Below are 18668 nucleotides of genomic sequence, written 5' to 3'. Positions count from 1 at the left end.
CTCCCGAGGCGGGAGCCCTTTTTGTGTGCCGATGCGACGCGTTGGTACTGAATCAGTCAGACAGGAAGACTGCCATGCGTGCATCACTCAAACAGAAAATCATTCAGGTATGCCAGCAGAAAATCGCCCAGAAGGGGGAGACGGTCGGGCTCTCCTTTTATGCTTTTTTTGCCAATCGCAATGACGATCCCGAGTTGTTGATGGAGGCGGCGACCTGGTGGATCCGGACCCACAAGCTCGATCACTTCGAGAAGGCCAAGAAAATTCTCTTGTTGGTCGAGCAGGAGTGATAGTCGGCGGCCATGAAACAGAGAAGGCTCCCAAGCGGGAGCCCTCTCTGCTGGTTAATGATGTTATCGACTAGCTGGCGCGTGCCACCCTGAGAGGGCGGCGGGAGAAAATCAGGGTATCCAGCAGCCAGATGGCGACCATGGAGGCTCCCACCAGCGGGAAGGCAATGCCCAGCAGGATCAGCAGGGCGATGGCACCACGCATCGGCGGGAGTTTGGCGGGCAGCGGCGGCGCGGCGAGACGGCCCTGCGGACGGCGGCACCACCAGATCCACAGACCACTCATGGCGCTGGCCAGCACCATCAGGCAGATAAGCAGCATGGCGAGCTGATGGGGCCAGCCGTAGAGCTTGCCCATGTGCAGCATGACGCCGCTCTCCACCGTCTTGGCGACCGGGCCGTAATCCTGCCAGCGCACATCGGTCAGCACCTTGCCGCTGTATTGATCGATATGCAGGGTGGCGTCGTTGCGCGGATCGTCGGCAAACAGGGCGATGGTGTAGACGCCTGTGGCGCCGACCGGCGGGGTGATGCTGTAACCCGGATGGACTCTCCGCTCATGGGCGATCTCGACCACCTGTTGCAGCGGGATCCGCTGGCTGGCCATCACCACTCCCTCGTGCTCGCCGTGGTTCATGGCGCCGTGATCGTGCCTCTCATCAACCGGCTGCGAGCTGGGCATGGGGGTGTTCTCCACCGCCCAGGGAACGGTCTGCTCATGTGCCTGATTCAGGCTGCGAGCCAGCGGTGCCGATTTGGGCACCTCGTTCCACATGGCAGCGGGGAAGCGGTTCCAGACTGCCGCAAACTGATCGCCCCAGAAGCCGGTCCAGGTCATGCCGCTCAACAGCAACAGCAGCAGGAAACCAGCTCCCCAGAAGCCGACCACGGCGTGCAGATCCCGCCACCAGAGACGTCCGCGCTGGCTCACTCTGGGCCAGAGGATGCCGCCCACGCCGGGCCCCTTGCGCGGCCACCAGAGGTAGAGGCCGCTCAGCAGCAGTACCAGCCCCCAGCCTGCCGCCAGTTCGATCAGCCGGTCCCCCGTGGTGCCGAGCAGCAGGTCGGCGTGCAGGGAGCGGGCTACCGCTTGCAGATTCCACTTGTTATCCATGGTGCCGAGCAGGACGCCGCTGGCGGGATCGAGGAACAGGGTCAGTTCCTGTTCACCCCGATTGACGATGAACTGGGCGCTTTGGTCGGGAGCGGCAGGCGGCAGGTATTTACGCAGGCTGGCATCGGGCATGGTCATCATCGCCTTGGCCAGCAGCTGGTCGGCACTCAGGGTCTGGCTGGCGGGGGCGACTTTCATCAGCTCTGGGTACATCAGGTTGTCGAGCTGGGGTTTGAACAGATAGACGATCCCGGTCAGTGACAGCAGGATCAGGAAAGGGGCGACAAAGAGACCGGCGTAGAAGTGCCAGCGCCAGATCCGTTGGTAATGACTCGAGTCCCTGTTTTTCATTGCACATCCTTGTTGAGGTGCCAAACCTTTCGGTTGGTGGAATGTTTGTGGCGGCGCGGATAATAGCAGTAACGTTTCGTTAACTGCAATCGCACATCTTGAGATCGATTCAGTGCGGGATGTCGGTAACATGAGGTGCAGACGGTTTGCCGGATAGGATGATCACGCTTTGGGGAAAGCCTGTTTGCTGCTGGACTTTTCCTTATAAATTATTACCTTGTGGTAACAATTTGCAGGCGATGGTGGTGGTAAAGGAATGGGAGCAGTCATGCAGCCACATGGGCAATTTGACATGGAGCGCAGGGGCCAGATGCTGATCTGCCGCCCGAGTGGCCCCTTCAATCTGGCTGGTGCCATGGCCTATGAGGCGCGCTTTCGTCACGAACTGGCCGGATTGATGGATGGCCCCTGGGGGATTGTCGAGGTCGCGACCGAGTTTGAAGCGGCCGGGCCCGAGGTGCTGGCCCGTTTTCGTCGCCAGTTTGGCTGGTGTGCCGAGAGTGGCTGTCAGTTTCTGGCGGTGGTTTTCGTAGGGGGCTTCAAGCGCTATCTGGCGGATAACATCTTCAAGGGATTGCCCTTTCGGGCGGTACGTTACTTCGAGCAAGAGGCAGCGGCCATCCAGTGGCTGGGGGAGCAGCTCAACATCGCGCCCTGTGAACCTGCGAGCGCTTGACCACCCTGCTCCCCGCGTGGACGGGCTTCACTCCAGCTTGATAAACCACTTGTCCCGCTCGTCAACGCAGTTGGGTTCACCCATTTCGAATTCGCGGCAGATCAGCGGCCGTACCTCGTACATGGATGGGGCACATCATCGTGGTGAGTGTATTCGAGGAGCCTGGTTAATCCAGCTTGATAAACCACTTGTCCCGCTCGTCAACGCAGTCGGGTTCACCCATTTCGAATTCACGGCAGATCAGCGGTCGCACCTCGTAGATACGGCACATCATGGTGTTGCGGTCGAGGGCGGCGCACCAGCCGTCGTCCAGCCGGCGCATGACCGGTATCTCGCCATCCCGTTCCAGTACATAACGGTCCGGCACGCCGGTATCGGTAAAGAGCATCACTTCGAGGCGGCAGCAGCAGGCTTCGCAGTTCTGGCAGCTCACATCGGTTTGGATTGCTTGGGTCATGGTGCCTGTCTTGCCGCATGGCGGCATCGGAGATATGAAACAGGCGCCTGTCAGGCGCCTGTGGTCTGGCTAACGGCTTGCAAAGAACCTTAGCCCAGTTTGCGGGCGCGGTAGCTGCGACCCTTGATCTTGCCTTCCTGCAACCGCTTGAGGGCGGCGCTCGCCACGCTGCGCTTCACCGCGACGTAGGAGTACTGTTCGGAGATCTGGATCTTGCCGACGTCGGCGCCGGCAATGCCGCCTTCACCGGTCAGGGCGCCCAGAATGTCACCAGCCCGCACCTTGGTCTTGCGGCCTGCATCGATGGAGAGGGTCACCATCTGCGGGGCGATTGGCTTGATGTCGCGGCCGATGCTGTCGAGATCACCCAGCGGCATCGGAGCCTGCTGGTACTCTTCGATAAAGTTGACACGCTGGGCCTCGTTCGGCTGATAGAGGCTCAGGGCCAGACCCTGCTGGCCGGCACGACCGGTACGACCGATGCGGTGCACGTGCACTTCGGGATCATAGGTCAGCTCGTAGTTGATGACGGCGCCCAGCTCCTTGATGTCGAGACCACGGGCCGCCACGTCGGTGGCGACCAGAATGGTGGCGCTGCAGTTGGCAAAACGCACCAGCACCTGATCCCGCTCCCGCTGTTCCAGATCGCCGTTCAGCGCCAGCGCCGAGAAGCCCTTGGCGGCCAGATGGTCGGCTACGTCGTTACAGGCGCGCTTGGTGTTGCAGAACACCACGCAGGAGCTGGGCTGGTAGTGGCTCAGCAGCCAGGTGAGGGCGTCGAGGCGCTGACCGGCAGGCACTTCGTAGAGCTTCTGTTCGATGGCACTCCCCTCGTGCAGGGACTCGACGCTCACCTCGACCGGATTGCGCTGCACGCCGCGGCTCATCTGGGCGATCCCTTCCGGATAGGTCGCGGAGAAGAGCAGGGTCTGGCGCTGTTGGGGGGCATAGCTGATGACCCGGTTGATATCTTCGCCAAAGCCCATGTCCAGCATGCGATCCGCTTCATCCAGCACCAGCGTCTTGAGGCCGGAGAGCTCCAGCGTACCTTGCTCCAGATGCTTGAGAATGCGACCCGGGGTACCGACGGCGATGTGGGCACCAAAGCTCAGGGTGGCGGACTGCGGTGCGGTCGGGGTGCCGCCGCACAGGGTCACCAGCTTGACGTTGGGCAGGGCGCGCGCCAGACGACGGATCTCCTGAGCCACCTGATCCGCCAGTTCGCGGGTCGGGCAGAGCACCAGCGCCTGCACTTCGAGGCGGTTGACGTTGAGCTTGGCCAGCAGGCCGAGGCCGAAGGCGGCGGTCTTGCCGCTGCCGGTTTTTGCCTTGGCGATCAGGTCTTTGCCATCGAGCACCAGGGGCAGGCTCTGGGCCTGGATCGGGGTCATCTGCAGGTAACCCAGGCTGGTGAGGTTCTCTTGCAGGGCGGGGGAGAGATTGAGGCTGCTAAATTCGCTGTTGTTCACAAAAGGACTCTATTTCGGAGAAAACGGGGATGCGCGAGCGCTAAGGCCGCGCATCATACCAGAATGTGGCACCGGATGTGGCGGATTTTTGAACGGCTGGCCACGAGGGGCCATGAAAGGTTCATTTGTTGCCAAACCGATCGCGGGCGAGCACTAACAATGTAATAAGGACTATTTTTCAAACACCCATCTAATTATTTATCGTGGATAAACGTTTTCTATTTTCGGTATTTTAATATAATTATCGGGAAATATTCCGCGAACAGTTACTGCGCCACAGGGAATGTTGCGAAAATGCTGATGAAATATTTTCAAAGAACATGAAAACGGCACCACTATTACTCAACGTGATGTTTTAAAAGGATTTATGTTGTCCGTGTTGCGCGATTAATATCAGTTCATTGCACAATTAATTTAAAAACGTTTGTATTATCCTGCCTCCATAATATTGCGCGGGATTGTGATGGCTATCTGATTTTTAAATGTGCAAATGTCTATGATGACGCCGGTCAAAAATTACAATTTACTCAGGTGCTACAGGTATGGAATACGTTCACTTTGTGCTCGGACTGGTGATGGTCCTCGCTCTCTCTCTGCTGGCTAACCGCCACAACTGGAAACAGATCAAACTGCGTTATATCGGCCAACTGCTGGTGGTCGAACTGGCGCTGGCCTGGTTCATGCTGAACTCCGAAGTGGGTCTGGCGGTGGTGGGTGGCTTCGCGGCCGGCTTCACCAAGTTGATGGAGTTTGCCAAACAGGGTACCGACTTCGTGTTCGGTGGCCTGGTTAACGAAGGGGCCTTCTCCTTCTTCCTGATGGTGCTGATGCCCATCGTCTTCATCTCCGTGCTGATCGGTATTCTGCAGTACATCCGCCTGCTGCCGCTGGTGATCCGCGGTATCGGTACCGTGCTGGCCAAGATCAACGGCATGGGCAAGCTGGAGTCTTTCAACGCCATCAGCTCGATGATCGTCGGTCAATCCGAGAACTTCATCGCCCTCAAGAACATCCTGCCGCACCTGAACGAGAAGCAGATGTACACCCTGGCGGCGACGGCCATGTCTACCGTCTCCATGTCCATCGTCGGTGCCTACATGCAGCTGATCGAGCCGCGCTACGTGGTTGCCGCGCTGGTGCTCAACATGTTCAGTACCTTCGTCGTGCTGTCGTTGATCAACCCCTACGAGCCGGATAACTCCGTGACCGACATCAAGGCCATTGCCGAAGGTGACGAGCACCACACGCCGAAGAAAGAGAACTTCTTCGAGATGCTGGGCGAGTACATCATGGCCGGTTTCACCGTTGCCGTGATCGTGGGTGCCATGCTGGTGGGCTTCATCGCTCTGATCGCCCTCATCAACTACCTGTTCGAGATGGCATTTGGCGTGAACTTCCAGTTCGTCATGGGCTACCTCTTCTACCCGATCGCCTGGATCCTGGGTATCCCGAGTGGTGAAGCGCTGCAAGCCGGCTCCATCATGGCGACCAAGCTGGTGACCAACGAGTTCGTGGCGATGATGGATCTGGGCAAGGTGGCTGCCGAGCTCTCTCCGCGCACCGTCGGCATTCTCTCCATCTTCATGGTCTCTTTTGCCAACTTCAGCTCCATCGGCATCATCGCCGGTGCAGTGAAAGCGCTGAACGAAGAGAAGGGCAACATGGTTTCCCGCTTCGGTCTGAAGCTGGTCTACGGTTCTACTCTGGTCAGCCTGCTCTCTGCTGTTATCGCTGGCATTATGATCTGAGCCTCTGGCTGCACCCGCCACGGTTTGAGCCCCTGACCTCGTCAGGGGCTTTTTTGTTTCTGGCTTACAGCTGCCAGCCGCACCACCAGCCGGCAACCAGCAGGGTGAGGGTGCAAAAGCCGGTTTCGATGGCGCCGCCAGTGCGCAGCGGCCAGCCCGGCAGGCGGTAACGGCGTTTGATGGGCCAGAAGAGCGGAATGCCCGCCGGGGTGAGCCAGTCCCCCAGCAGATGGCTGAGGTAGCCGACGATAAGCGCATCCTTGACCCCCATGGGCAGGGTGCCCGGCGGCAGGCTCTGGTTCAGCCCCCAGATAGCGGCGGCGACTGCCAGCAGACTGTGGGTGAAGCCGCGATGGCCGAACAGCCGCGACAGAGGTTTCGAGATCCACGGCAGGCGCTGCCCCAGCACCGATTTGGGGTGGTCGAGGTCGGGCAACAGGGCGCTGGCCAGCGCGGCAGGGATGGTCTGCCACAGGCTGGCATCGGCCAGCGCCGGAGTGAGCTGCAGTTTATGGGCGATCAGGGTGCAGGTAACGGAGAAGAGCAGGTGCCCTTGGGCGGTCATGATGATTACGGCGTGGACAAGATGGCGGCGCATCTTACCAGCCTGACGGTTGTGGTCAGCTCTTATTTTAAAAATCAGGATGTTACGGCGAAAAAGCGCCCATGTTGGGCGCCTTTAGGGTCTCTTTACAGCTTGCCTTTGACCAGCCACTTGTCGAGGGCGTTGGCGAAGCGCTGCTTATCGGCGGCATTGAAGGGGGCCGGGCCGCCGGTCTGCACGCCAGCCGAGCGCAGCTCTTCCATAAAGTTGCGCATGCCGAGCCGTGCCTTGATGGTCTCGCGAGTGTAGATCTCGCCGCGGGGATTGAGCGCCTCGCCACCGGCATCGATCACCCAGGAGGCGAGAGGAATATCGCCAGTGATCACCAGATCGCCGGGTTGAACCTGCTGGGCGATGACATGATCTGCCACATCGAACCCCTTCTCCACCTGCTGGGTTTTGATGAAAGGCGAGGGGGGCACCCGCAATCCCTGATTGGCCACCAGGGTGGTGACGACCTGGGCGCGGTGGGCGGCGCGGTAGAGGATCTCCTTGACCGGAATGGGGCAGGCATCGGCATCAACCCAGATGGGCATGGCATGGTTTCCTGTAGTGAAAGCGGATGGAAAACGAGAGCGGCCATGTTAACACAGGCCTCCCCTTCCCGGCGCGGGGCTGAGTCGGCCCAACCTTTGGTGTAAGCTGGGGCCAGTACATGAAACGAGAAGGAGACGAGATGGATCGGGTGCCCGGTGAAGTGATTTATGCCCTGACCCTGGATGGCAAGGGTGGCATGGCGCCGCTGATGGCGGGAAGCGAAGTCCCGGCGGCGCATCCCGGCTGGCTGCATCTGGATTACGGCAATCCCGATTCGGCGCGCTGGCTGTTGCAGACCCCCTTGCTCAGCGAGGCGGCCAGGGAGTCGCTGCTCGGCCAGAGCAATCGTCCCAAGCTGGTGCGGATGGGGGAGACGGTGCTGCTGATCCTGCGCGGCATCAACCACAACAAGGATCACAGGCCCGAAGAGATGGTGGCGCTGCGCATCTTCATCACCCCGGATCTCATCATCAGCAGCCGTCGTCGTCCGCTGCTCTCCGAGCAGGATGTCTTCAACCAGCTCAAGCTGGGGGGCGGCGCCGATACCCCGGCCGACTGGCTGGTGGAGATCTGCGATGCCCTGACCGATCGGGCGGGGGAGTTTGTCGAGGAGCTGCACGACAAGATCCTCGACCTGGAGGAGATGGTGCTGATGCGCGACATGCCCGCAAATGGCCGGCTGGCGCTGATCCGCAAGCAGCTCATCATGATCCGTCGTTACCTCTCCCCCCAGCGGGATCTGGTGGCGCGCCTTGCCAACGAGAAGATCAGCTGGCTGGATGAGGATGATCGCCGCCGTCTGCTCGATATCGCCGATCGGCTGCGGCGCTGGCTCGACGACCTCGATGCCGGGGTGGCGCGCACCGCTGTGCTGGCAGACGAGATCAACAATCTGATGGCGGAGGCGACCAACCGCCGCGCCTACCAGATGTCGGTGATGGCACTGCTCTTTTTACCTGCCAGCTTCCTGACCGGCCTGTTTGGCATCAACCTTGGCGGTATCCCCGGTGCCGAGAATCCGACTGCCTTCTGGGTCTTCTGTGGTTCGCTGGTGGCGCTGGCAAGCGGGCTGGCTATCTGGCTCAAACATCGGCGCTGGTGGTAAGGAGGCATAACCCATGTGGCAATCAATTGGCCTGACCCTGCTGCTGTTGCTGGGTCATACCCTGATCCGGCGGCTTATTCACAAGAGCCTGCTGGCGCTCGGTCAGAGCAGGCAGGTGAGCGAGAACCGGGTGCTCTACGTGGCCCATGTGTTCCATTTCCTGCTCGGCTGCGCCACCCTGCTGGTGCTGGCCGGGGTATGGGGGCTCGACTTCTCCCGACTGGTGGTGCTCGCCTCCTCCTTCTTTGCGGTACTGGGGGTCGCCATGGTGGCCCAGTGGTCGATCCTCTCCAATATCACCGCCAGCATCACCATCTTCTTCGCCTTTCCCTACAAGATTGGCGATCGGATCCGTATCCTCGACAAGGATGATTCGGTCACCGGCGTCATCACCGAGATCGGGCTCTTCTACGTGCGGGTGCGTGATGACAACGGCGATCTGGTCACCTATCCGGCCAACCTGATCCTGCAAAAGCCGGTCAGGAAGCTGGAGGGCAAGGTGGCGGAACCGCTGCAACCGGAATAGAAAGCAACCGGAATAACAAAAGGCTCCCTCGGGAGCCTTTTTACTGTGCGGTAGGTGGAGCTAGCGTTCGAAGAAGCGGTAGAGGTGCTCCACCTGAACCGGGCAGTCTGCCACCTGATGCAGATGTTCGCGGGCCTGCTCGACGGTGCCGAAACTGACCGGGCAGCCGAGGGTGTCGGTCAGCTCGTAGAGTGCGCCATCCTTGCCTCTGAATTCGATGAGCCAGCCGGGAATGGCCACATCGTGGAGGATTTCGGCTTCTTGCAGGATCTGTTGCTGATAGAGCTTACGAAGTTCACTGACTGTCATGATGCTCTCCTGTGGGGAATATCCAGCTCCAGTCTATGCCTGCCCTTTATATGCGGCAACGGGATCATCCCCGCAGGACCTCCCATGCCCAGCGGATGCGGATAAAGGTCTCTGCGTTGCCGCCCCGATCCGGATGGTGCTGCAGTGCCAGCTCCCGCCAGCGGCGGCGGATCGCCTCCTGACTCGCTCCTTCATTCAACTCGAACAGGGCCAGCGCCTCGGCTTTGTGCCCCTCACCGTCATAGGCGTGCCAAAAGCGGTTGAGCAGGGCTTCAACTTCGGCACGGTCGGTCTGCCAGAACACCTGCCAGTCGAGATAGTAGCTGCGCAGATTTTCGCCAACAGTAAAGCCGTGGTTGGCCTCCTGATTCCCGGCCAGCGGTTCGAGCCGGATATCCAGAGTGCTGATCACCAGCCACCATCCTTCTTGCCAGAGCTCGGCCTGCAATTGGTAGAGGGCGTTCATGATCAGGAAGTTGAGCCGAAACAGCTGTAGTTGCTCATCGTCAGCCAGTAGCGGAATTACCTCCTGCAGGCGCAGTGCCGCCATCAGTTCGTGCACCTTGTAGCTGCCATCGGCCCGTTGCAGCAGAGCCAGCAGCGGGGCGATCAGCGGGTTGGCGTTCTGGTCGCTCATGGGGGGTGATTCCTCCGGATGAGAGCTGTGGTGACAGCTGGGGCCACCGTACAGGCGAGGGGGGGATGAGTCAGAGTGACATCTGCCAGAGGGCGGAGCAAGGTGCAGTGGCAAGGGAGGCGCAGAAAAAGACCGCCAGCAGGCGGTCATGTCATTTCATGTGGCCGGATTAGATGGGGCTCTCCTTGTGGAGTTCGCCGACACAGTCGGCCAGCGCCAGTACCAGTGCGGAGCGCACCATCTGATCGAGCCGGTTGAGCTGCATCTGGTAGAAGGCCCAATCCTCTTCGCTGGCGGGGGGCTCCAGCTTCATCATGCCGCCCTGATTGACCCCGTGCAGGCGGTCGAGCAGATCGCGGATCGGCTTGTCGCTGAAGCGGTAATCCTTGGGGTCGCGCACCAGAAAGTCGCGGATCTTGATATAGGCTTCGATATCCTGATAGCGCTCGAGGGAGATGAGGCCGAGGGCGAAGATGAGCTTGAGGCGCACCTCCAGCTGGCCGAGGGGGCCGCTCTGGTTGAGCAGGGGTTCGATGGCGTATTTGACGGCATACTCCTCCTGACGAAAGGCGCGTCGCATCAGGGAGTCGACCGCCTCTTCCAGGATGGTCACGGCTTCGAGAAAGAAGCCGCGGGGGCCATCCTGCTCGTTCAGTCGTTCCAGTACTTCATCTTCCTGGTGTGTGGTCATAGGTGCATTGGGTCCAGCTGACAGGGAGAGAGTCAGCCTCTCTCCCGGTTTTTATCATATGGGGCACATTCCCTTGCCATTCAAGCGCTTGGCGCGCTATCAGTGGTGGCTGAATGCGCCGCAAGCAGGGTCATTACAGGGTTTCGTAACGGGCGACGATGGCGCGAACCACCTCGCTCTCTTCATCCAGTCCGGTGACGCGGGCCAGCGCTTTGGCCGGGCCCAGCTCCGCCAGCAGGGCTTGCAGCTCCACCGCCTGCGGGTCATCGGCATTGCGATAGTGGAGCGCCGCGGCGATCCCCTCCTGCAACTGATCGCTCGGCAGGCCGTACTCCAGGGTGCCCAGCAGCGGCTTCACCAGTCGATCCCCCGCCGCCAGCTTGCGCAGCGGCTGACGGCCGACCCGGTCAATCTCGTCCACCAGATAGGGGTTGGCGAAGCGGGCCAGGATCTTCTCGATGTAGGCGGCGTGCAGGCGCGGGTCGAAACCGTAGCGTTTTACCAGCACGGCACCGCTCTCCTCCATGGCGCGGCGTACCTTGCTGCGGATCACCGGATCCTCGATAGCCTCGCGCACTGTGCGATAGCCCCGCAGCTTGCCGAGGTAGGCGGTGACGATGTGGCCGGTGTTGAGGGTGAACAGCTTGCGCTCGACGAAGGCCATCAGGTTGTCGGTGGGTTCCATGCCCGCCACCTGTGGCAGCTCTCCCTTGAACTGGGTCTGGTCGACGATCCACTCGCTGAAGCTCTCGACCGTCACTTCCAGCGGATCATCGTTGGCAGCCGCGGCGGGCGGCACGATGCGATCCACCGCCGAGTCGACGAAGCCGATACAGGATTCGAGCGTGGCATGATACGCGACCGGCAGGTACTTGAGTACCTCCCGCTTGAGGTGGCTGGTGCCGCGCACCATGTTTTCGCAGGCGATGACGTTGAGGGGGGTCAGGTTGCCGGCATCGAAGCGGGCCTGCAGCCCCTTGGCCAGGGTGCTGGCAATCTTGTCCAGAATGTTGGGGCCCACTGCCGTGGTGACCAGATCGGCGGTGATGATACGGGCGATCACCTCGTGACCGGCGGAGCTCACCGCCGCCACGTTGCGCACCACGTCCAGTTTCTGATCCGCCCCTACTACATGGACCTTGTACTCCTGACGGTGGTTGAGCTGGTCGATCAGGGTGTCGTTGACGTCGGCGAAGGTGACCTGATGGCTGGCATCTGCCAGTACTTTGCCGATAAAGCCGCGACCGATGTTGCCGGCACCAAAATGCAATGTTTTCATGATATTAACCTCTTGAACCAAAGACGATGAAAGATGATTACGCAGCCTGTTCGGCACCCAGCAGATCCAGGAAGGCCTGGGGATCCGTGGTGCTGGCCAGCCGGTCGATGAGACCGGGTTCATCCAGTGCATTGGTCAGGCGGGTTATCACCTGCATATGTTCGTCGTTGCGGGCGGCGATACCGATCACCAGCCGCGCCACCTCATCGGCGGCTTCGCCAAAGGCGACCCCGGCCGGGTACTGGCAGATGACGATGCCGGTACGCTTCACAAACTCCTTGGCGGCGATGGTGCCGTGCGGCACGGCGATGGATTCGCCGAGGTAGGTGGAGACCAGCTGTTCCCGCTCCAGCATGGCGTTGACGTAGTCGGGCGCCACGTAGCCGCGCTCTGCCAGCAGTCGGCCAGCGGTCAGGATGGCGGCCTCCTTGTTGTCCGCTTTCAGCCCCAGATGCACGTCATGACGGTTCAGGGTAAAGACTTCGGCCGCTTGCGGCTCGTAGCTGTCGTCGTTGGCCGCCACCAGCAGTTGCGGGTTGGCGACATCATCGTTGGCAGCGCGGCTCAGGCTCTGTACCAGCTCCTGATAGAGGCCGTTGTCGAGGAAGTTGGTCAGGGAAATATGATGAGCATTCGGCGCATGGCGACGGGCCCGCTCGGTCAGATCCTTGTGGGTGATGACCCAGTCCACCTGATCGTCGAGCTGATCGATGGCGCGGTTGGTAACGCTGATATCGAGCCCGGCGGCTTGCACCCGCTTGCGCAGCATGCCGGCGCCCATGGCGCTGGAGCCCATGCCCGCATCGCAGGCCACCACGATATTGCGCACCGCCATCAGTTCGCCGCCCGGCTTCTTGGCCGCTGCGGTTTCGGGCTTGCCGCCCTTCATGGCTTTCATCTTGCGGGTGGCTTCACCGAGGGCGTCAGCCTCATCGGCTTCCGGCTGCTGGGCGCGGACGAACACGGCGGCGACCAGGAAAGAGACCAGAGTAGCGCTGATGATGGAGAGGGCGACCCCGATCAGGGAGGCTTTCGGCGTCATCAACAACACTGCGAAGATGGAGCCCGGCGACGCGGGTGAGACCAGACCGGCGTTGAACAGGGTCAGGGTAAAGACCCCGGTCATGCCACCTGCGATCACCGCCAGAATGAGGCGCGGGTTCATCAGCACATACGGGAAGTAGATCTCGTGGATGCCGCCGAAGAAGTGAATGATGGAGGCGCCAGCCGCGGACTGCTTGGCCGCACCGCGGCCGAACACCATGTAGGCCAGCAGCACGCCCATGCCCGGGCCCGGGTTCGCTTCAATCAGGAAGAAGATAGAGCTGCCGTGCTCGGTCGCCTGCTGGATTCCCAGCGGCGAGAAGATGCCGTGGTTGATGGCGTTGTTGAGGAACAGGATCTTGGCCGGCTCGACGAAGATGGAGGTGAGCGGCAGCATGTGGTTTTCTACCAGGAAGCCGACGCCACCGGCCAGCAGGCCGGAGAGCACCTTGACGAAGGGGCCAATCACGAAGAAGGCCAGGATCGCCAGCAGCATGCCGATAAGGCCAGCGGAGAAGTTGTTGACCAGCATCTCGAAGCCGCTCTTGACGCGACCGTCCATCGCCTTGTCGAAGCGCTTGATGGCCCAGCCACCGAGCGGGCCGACCATCATGGCACCCATAAACATAGGGATGTCGGTCCCCACGATGACACCCATGGTGGTGATGGCACCGACCACGCCGCCGCGCTCACCGCCCATCAGTTTGCCGCCGGTGTAGCCAATCAGCAGCGGCAGCAGGTAGGTGATCATGGGGCCGACCAGCTTGGCCAAGGTTTCATTGGGCAGCCAGCCGGTGGGGATAAAGAGGGCGGTGATAAAGCCCCAGGCGATAAAGGCGCCTATGTTGGGCATGACCATATTGGACAGGAAGCGTCCAAAATTCTGTATCTTGACTTTGGTATCCGGTGATAACATGTCGGGACCCCGTTTTAAGCCTGTTTGATTAAAAGTGGTAGTCGGGATGGCCGGTTTTGCCGAACCTCCATCCCGGTCGTCTAAGCAACTTCAATCTACCAGCTTGATATCAAATTAGGCTGAAAACGGGGTGTCTTGTGATCCAGCTCTCAGATACCCAGCGATACCCCCTCCACAACCAGTGACACACGTCACATTCCCATGCTGTAATTCGGCTACATTTCGATCTTTTCTGTTTTGAATGACCATTTTTTGTGATTTAGATCATCAGTTCAGCTTTGCCGCTCCTTTGCGCAAAGGTGATTTGCATCACAAATTCAGTTTTTGTATTCGAATGGGACAAATCACTCAATTACTCATCAGCGGGTAGTGACGATGGATCTATCGAAACACTCCATTGCTTACCAATGAATCAATAAATTTGTAACCCGCTTTCAGTTTTTACGGTCGGTGATGAGGGCTCTTTTGCGGCTGATTGATGGGAATGGGCGCCAACATGCAGGATGCTATCGAGCGGCAGATGTGCGGGGCGCTTGTTTGCCGCGCAGGCCAGATTGCAGATAAAAACAAACCGCCAGCAGGCGGTTTGTCAGTTTTTGCGATCTGGCCCCTGTCGAGGCTGCGGCTCAGTAGAAACCGGCATCCTCGGGGGAGGGGCGGGTCTTGAAGCGGCGATGGAGCCACATGTACTGCTCCGGCGCTTTGCGCACGGCGGTTTCAATCTCACGGTTGGCGCGGGCGGCATCGACCATGTCATCTCCGCTCGGGTAGTCGGCGAGCGGCGCCCCGATATGCAGGGTGTAACCCTCGCTGGTGCGGATGTTGTAGCAGGGCAGGGTGACGGTGTTCTTCACCCTCGCCAGAGTGGCGGTGCCGGTGATGGTGGCCGCCTGCTCTACCGCGAAGTAGGGCACGAACACGCTGGCGTGGCTGCCGTAGTCGTGATCCGGCGCGTACCAGAGGGCGTCGCCGTTGCGCAGCGCCTTGATCATTCCCTTCACATCCATCCGGTCTACCAGATATTTGTTGGAGGCACAGCGCCCGTGGTACTGGGCATACTCCAGCACCGGATTGGTGTTGGGGCGATAGACCCCCACGCCGGGGCGCACCAGCCCGAAACAGCGGGCGTTGAGTTCCAGCGTCAGGAAGTGGCAGGAGAGCAGCAGCATGCCCTGACCTTTTTCCATGGCGGCGATGACGTGCTCTTCCCCTTCCACCTTCATCAGGCTGCGCACCCGCCAGTCTGGCCAGAACCAGGCGATACCCACCTCGAACACGGCGCAGCCCACGCTCTCGAAGTTTGCCTTAAGCAGTTTCTCCCGCTCATCCCGGGTCAGCTCAGGCATCGCCAGTTCCAGATTGCGACGGGCAATCTTGACCCGGGACTTCAATATCCTGGCGGCGAGACGACCGAGCTGACGCCCCAGCCACATCTGGCTACGCCACGGCAGCAGGGTCAGCAGCCAGAGCAGGCCGAGGCCGAACCAGCTGGCCCAGTAACGGGGATGAAACAGGCGGGGCTCCAGGCGGGGAGCGTTGTCGTGGGCCATGGCTAATCTCTTGTTCGCAAACACAATCGGGGGATTCTAGCCGAAAAGGGGGGGCGGGGGCGAATGGCTGTGTGCTGGTCAGAGGGGCTGATTGTGGTTCACTGGTGTTACGGGAATCCTAACTATCGGTTTCCTTTAAATGGAAACCGCAGGTTTGCTTTTTCTCCCTCAAATAAAAGAGTGTGATAAAATCGCCCGCTGATTTTTCAGGTTTTGAGAGTCGATACAGATGAAGATCACCCTGCCCGATTTTGAAAAAGCCCGCGTTCTGGTCGTTGGCGATGTCATGTTGGACCGTTACTGGCATGGCCCTACCGGTCGGATCTCGCCCGAGGCACCGGTGCCCGTGGTCAAGGTTGAACACATTGAGGAGCGTCCCGGTGGCGCAGCCAACGTGGCCCTCAACTCCGCCGCCCTTGGCGCTCACGCCGTGCTGCTTGGCCTGACCGGTGAGGACGAGGCTGCCGATGCCTTGGCTGGCCAGATGGCTGGCGTCAAGGTGGCCTGTGATTTCGTTCGTCTGGCCGACTTCCCGACCATCACCAAGCTGCGGGTGCTGTCCCGCAACCAGCAGCTGCTGCGTCTGGACTTTGAAGAGCCCTTCCACTCCGTCGATGCCACCCTGCTGATGAGCAAGGTTGAGCAGGCGCTGCCAAACAGCGACGTGATGATCCTCTCCGACTACGGCAAGGGTGCTCTCAACGACGTGCCCGGCATGATCCAGCGCGCCCGTGCCGCCGGTATTCCTGTGTTGGTCGACCCCAAGGGTACCGACTTCGAGAAGTACCGCGGCGCCACCCTGCTGACCCCCAACATGTCCGAGTTCGAGGCTGTGGTAGGCAAGGTGAAGAGCGAAGAGGAGCTGGTCGCCAAGGGGTTGGATCTGGTCAAGCGTTTCGAGCTGGATGCCCTGCTGGTCACCCGTTCCGAGAACGGCATGACCCTGATCCGCGAAGGTCAGCCGGAGCTGCATCTGCCAGCTCAGGCCCACGAGGTTTACGATGTGACCGGTGCCGGTGATACCGTCATCTCGACCCTCGCCACCTCGCTGGCGGCAGGCAAGAGCCTGGATGAAGCCTGTGCGCTGGCCAATACCGCCGCCGGTATCGTGGTCGGCAAGCTGGGTACCTCTACCGTCAGTCCGGTCGAGCTGGCCAACGCCCTCTACACCGAGCAGGAGACCGGCTTCGGCGTCATGTCCGAAGCCCAGCTGAAAGTGGCGGTTCGTGCCGCCCGTCTGCGCGGCGAGAAGGTGGTGATGACCAACGGTTGCTTCGACATCCTGCATGCCGGTCACGTCTCCTATCTGGCCAACGCCGGCAAGTTGGGGGATCGCCTGATCGTGGCGGTCAATACCGACGAGTCGGTTCGCCGTCTGAAAGGGCCGGGTCGTCCGGTCAACCCGACCGAGCGCCGCATGGCCGTACTGGCTGCGCTGGGCGCGGTGGACTGGGTTGTGCCCTTCTCCGAGGATACCCCGCAGCGCCTGATCGCCGAGATCCTGCCGGATCTGCTGGTCAAGGGCGGTGACTACAAGCCGGAAGATATCGCCGGTTACGCCGAGGTGACCGCCAATGGCGGTGAGGTGCGCGTTCTCAACTTCGAGGATGGCTGCTCCACCACCGACATCATCAAGACGATCCGCGAGCGCGGCTAACGTTCTGCTGGCCCCGCAATCTGGCGGGGCTCATTATCGGCGGTAGCAAGCCGACAGAAATACGGATAACAAAAAGGCGACCTTGCGGTCGCCTTTTTCATGTCTGATAGCGGCTATCAGCCTTTGGCTTTTGCCGTGGCAGGCATCAGACCCTGATTTACTTCCACCAGGTCCTGCGCTTCCAGAATACCGGCAGCCTGTTTCAGGCTCAGGATATTGAGAATGTAGTTGTAACGGGCTTCGGAGAGCTTCTGCTTGGCCTCGTACAGCTTGCGAGTGGAGTCCAGCACGTCGACGATAGTACGGGTACCCACTTCGTAACCGGCTTCGGTCGCTTTCAGGGCGCTATCGGCGGAGACCACAGACTGGCTGTAGGCGCGCACCGAGCCGATGCTGGCGTTCACGTTGTTGTAGGAGGAGCGCACTGTGCTCTGCACCGAACGGAAGTTCTTCTCCAGCAGCTCGCTGGCCGCTACGTAGTCGTACTGAGCCTGCTTCACCTTGGAGCTGGTGGCGCCACCGCTGTAGATGGGCAGCTTGAAGGTCAGGCCGATATTGGCTTGATTGTCATTGCCCCCGCTCTGAATGCTATCCAGCTTGTAATCGGTATTGCTGGTTTGCAGTCCGGCATCCAGACCCAGAGTCGGCTCATGGCCGGTCTTGGCCAGATCGATCCGCTCCTTGGCAATGTCCTTGCTGATGCGGGCACTGTGCAGTTGCAGGTTCTTGTCCAGCGCCAGCTCCAGCCACTTGTCGGATCCGAAAGCGGTCTTCTGCGGGCTGAAACGATCGGTGTTGAGGATGTCCAGGTTGCGGTGATCAACACCGGTCAGCTCGCGCAGGGTCTCGTAGCTGTTATCCAGAGTGTTCTCGGCATTGATCTCGTCAGCCAGCGCCTGGTCGCGGGAGGCTTCGGCTTCATGGACGTCGGTGATGGCGGTCAGGCCCACTTCGAAACGCTGCTGGGTTTGCTCCAGCTGACGCTCTACGGCAACCTTGTTGGCACGGACGAACTCCAGGGTATCCATCGCCTTGAGCACATCAAAGTAGGCTTTGGCGGTGCGCACCATCAGGTTCTGGATCTCGAGGTTGTAGGCGACATCTGACTGGGTGGCTTGCTTCTCGCTGATATCGAGATTGACCCAGTCACTGCGACGATAGATAGATTGAGACAGCTTTACCTCACCCTTGGCGTTGGTATTGCTCTGGGTATCGTTCTTGTTTTGCAGATAATTGAGCCCGGCACCCAGATCGATCTGGGGCAGCAGAGGGGCACGGGATTCGTTGATCTTCTCGAAGGCCTGGTCGCGAACGGCTTTGGACTGCAGCAACTGCGGGTCTTTGATCTGGGCTTGCTGGTAGATGTCGAGCAGGTTTTCGGCATGGGCACCGGCACTGACGCCCAGCAACACCATGACGGACAAAAGTGTTCTTTTCATAGATCGTTTTAACCTTATGTAGTAACCCAAACTGGTTGCTGGAGAGGCAAATATTGTCACCGACCAAGCTTGATTGCAGCTTAATCACTCTACTATAAGCAAAATTTAATGCTAAGAGTCTCAGGTCCGGTGACGGGAACGTCAAGAACCGGACGCAGTTTTCTCCCCGCGCGCCTAGCCAAATGGTCTGTGGCTGCTAAAATCCACCCCTCATTACCATGGCACGCCGAGTGAATGAACGTTCATTCATGTTCCTCGGATTTTATGGT

At 60.1% G+C, this 18668-nt stretch carries 18 protein-coding genes and 1 pseudogene; 6 read left to right on the top strand and 13 right to left on the bottom strand.

The window, feature by feature from the left end:
• Nucleotides 1–74 precede the first annotated feature (74 nt).
• Nucleotides 75–290 carry a DUF6500 family protein gene (locus A9G06_RS06770; protein ID WP_005363132.1) on the top strand — a complete coding sequence of 72 codons (216 nt, stop codon included), beginning with the start codon at nt 75–77 and terminating at the stop codon, nt 288–290.
• A gap of 70 nt (nt 291–360) precedes the next feature.
• Here the strand turns inward: A9G06_RS06770 and A9G06_RS06765 are convergent, their stop codons facing one another.
• The gene (locus tag A9G06_RS06765; protein ID WP_069554669.1) at nt 361–1755 is read right to left on the bottom strand and encodes a PepSY domain-containing protein; all 1395 of its coding nucleotides are present in this window, start codon (nt 1753–1755) and stop codon (nt 361–363) included.
• A gap of 268 nt (nt 1756–2023) precedes the next feature.
• On the opposite strand from A9G06_RS06765, the gene A9G06_RS06760 reads away from it, so the two are divergent.
• Nucleotides 2024–2431: a hypothetical protein gene (locus A9G06_RS06760; RefSeq protein ID WP_069554668.1), complete on the top strand. Its 408-nt coding sequence runs from the start codon at nt 2024–2026 to the stop codon at nt 2429–2431.
• A 27-nt stretch (nt 2432–2458) separates the two neighbouring features.
• Here the strand turns inward: A9G06_RS06760 and A9G06_RS21875 are convergent.
• The 3 genes and pseudogenes from A9G06_RS21875 to dbpA form a co-directional block, all read right to left on the bottom strand.
• A pseudogene (locus A9G06_RS21875) lies at nt 2459–2573 on the bottom strand (YkgJ family cysteine cluster protein); the annotation flags it as partial.
• Nucleotides 2574–2597: 24 nt separating this feature from the next.
• A complete protein-coding gene (locus A9G06_RS06755; protein ID WP_005341481.1) occupies nt 2598–2888 on the bottom strand; it encodes a YkgJ family cysteine cluster protein in 291 nt (96 codons plus the stop codon).
• Between the two features lie 89 nt (nt 2889–2977).
• A complete protein-coding gene (gene dbpA, locus A9G06_RS06750; RefSeq protein ID WP_069554667.1) occupies nt 2978–4357 on the bottom strand; it encodes an ATP-dependent RNA helicase DbpA in 1380 nt (459 codons plus the stop codon).
• 542 nt (nt 4358–4899) lie between these two features.
• Here dbpA and A9G06_RS06745 point away from each other — a divergent pair.
• Complete coding sequence (locus tag A9G06_RS06745; RefSeq protein WP_005363118.1) at nt 4900–6105, top strand: nucleoside transporter C-terminal domain-containing protein; 1206 nt, start codon at nt 4900–4902, stop codon at nt 6103–6105.
• Nucleotides 6106–6169: 64 nt separating this feature from the next.
• On the opposite strand, the gene A9G06_RS06740 is transcribed toward A9G06_RS06745, so the two are convergent.
• Both A9G06_RS06740 and A9G06_RS06735 read right to left on the bottom strand, forming a co-directional pair.
• Nucleotides 6170–6670, bottom strand: coding sequence for a metal-dependent hydrolase (locus A9G06_RS06740; RefSeq protein ID WP_069554704.1), 501 nt, complete (start codon nt 6668–6670; stop codon nt 6170–6172).
• Between the two features lie 125 nt (nt 6671–6795).
• On the bottom strand, nt 6796–7245 hold the full coding sequence (locus A9G06_RS06735; RefSeq protein WP_005335916.1) for a YaiI/YqxD family protein: 450 nt from the start codon (nt 7243–7245) through the stop codon (nt 6796–6798).
• 140 nt (nt 7246–7385) lie between these two features.
• On the opposite strand from A9G06_RS06735, the gene zntB reads away from it, so the two are divergent.
• Both zntB and A9G06_RS06725 read left to right on the top strand, forming a co-directional pair.
• Complete coding sequence (gene zntB, locus A9G06_RS06730) at nt 7386–8351, top strand: zinc transporter ZntB (protein WP_021231682.1); 966 nt, start codon at nt 7386–7388, stop codon at nt 8349–8351.
• A gap of 13 nt (nt 8352–8364) precedes the next feature.
• Complete coding sequence (locus A9G06_RS06725; protein ID WP_005354921.1) at nt 8365–8877, top strand: mechanosensitive ion channel domain-containing protein; 513 nt, start codon at nt 8365–8367, stop codon at nt 8875–8877.
• A 60-nt stretch (nt 8878–8937) separates the two neighbouring features.
• On the opposite strand, the gene A9G06_RS06720 is transcribed toward A9G06_RS06725, so the two are convergent.
• The 6 genes from A9G06_RS06720 to lpxL all read right to left on the bottom strand — a co-directional run bounded on the left by A9G06_RS06720 (nt 8938) and on the right by lpxL (nt 15303).
• On the bottom strand, nt 8938–9186 hold the full coding sequence (locus A9G06_RS06720; protein ID WP_005363113.1) for a hypothetical protein: 249 nt from the start codon (nt 9184–9186) through the stop codon (nt 8938–8940).
• A gap of 64 nt (nt 9187–9250) precedes the next feature.
• Complete coding sequence (locus A9G06_RS06715) at nt 9251–9823, bottom strand: DNA-J related domain-containing protein (RefSeq protein ID WP_069554666.1); 573 nt, start codon at nt 9821–9823, stop codon at nt 9251–9253.
• A gap of 169 nt (nt 9824–9992) precedes the next feature.
• On the bottom strand, nt 9993–10514 hold the full coding sequence (locus A9G06_RS06710) for an MltR family transcriptional regulator (RefSeq protein ID WP_005335907.1): 522 nt from the start codon (nt 10512–10514) through the stop codon (nt 9993–9995).
• A 133-nt stretch (nt 10515–10647) separates the two neighbouring features.
• On the bottom strand, nt 10648–11793 hold the full coding sequence (locus tag A9G06_RS06705) for a mannitol-1-phosphate 5-dehydrogenase (RefSeq protein ID WP_047436917.1): 1146 nt from the start codon (nt 11791–11793) through the stop codon (nt 10648–10650).
• Between the two features lie 37 nt (nt 11794–11830).
• Nucleotides 11831–13753: a PTS mannitol transporter subunit IICBA gene (locus A9G06_RS06700; protein ID WP_069554665.1), complete on the bottom strand. Its 1923-nt coding sequence runs from the start codon at nt 13751–13753 to the stop codon at nt 11831–11833.
• 626 nt (nt 13754–14379) lie between these two features.
• Nucleotides 14380–15303 (bottom strand): LpxL/LpxP family Kdo(2)-lipid IV(A) lauroyl/palmitoleoyl acyltransferase, encoded by a 924-nt coding sequence (gene lpxL / locus A9G06_RS06695; protein ID WP_069554664.1) that lies wholly within the window; start codon nt 15301–15303, stop codon nt 14380–14382.
• A 229-nt stretch (nt 15304–15532) separates the two neighbouring features.
• Between lpxL and hldE the strand changes: the two genes are divergently transcribed.
• Nucleotides 15533–16960, top strand: a complete 1428-nt coding sequence (hldE, locus tag A9G06_RS06690; protein ID WP_069554663.1) for a bifunctional D-glycero-beta-D-manno-heptose-7-phosphate kinase/D-glycero-beta-D-manno-heptose 1-phosphate adenylyltransferase HldE — start codon at nt 15533–15535, stop codon at nt 16958–16960.
• A gap of 116 nt (nt 16961–17076) precedes the next feature.
• On the opposite strand, the gene tolC is transcribed toward hldE, so the two are convergent.
• Nucleotides 17077–18399 carry an outer membrane channel protein TolC gene (gene tolC / locus A9G06_RS06685; RefSeq protein ID WP_069554662.1) on the bottom strand — a complete coding sequence of 441 codons (1323 nt, stop codon included), beginning with the start codon at nt 18397–18399 and terminating at the stop codon, nt 17077–17079.
• Nucleotides 18400–18668 lie beyond the last annotated feature (269 nt).

Source organism: Aeromonas sp. DNP9 (genome assembly GCF_001728955.1).
Classification (GTDB): domain Bacteria; phylum Pseudomonadota; class Gammaproteobacteria; order Enterobacterales; family Aeromonadaceae; genus Aeromonas; species Aeromonas veronii.
The sequence above is the reverse complement of the archived record's forward strand: the minus strand, read 5'-3'. Positions and strand labels throughout refer to the sequence as shown.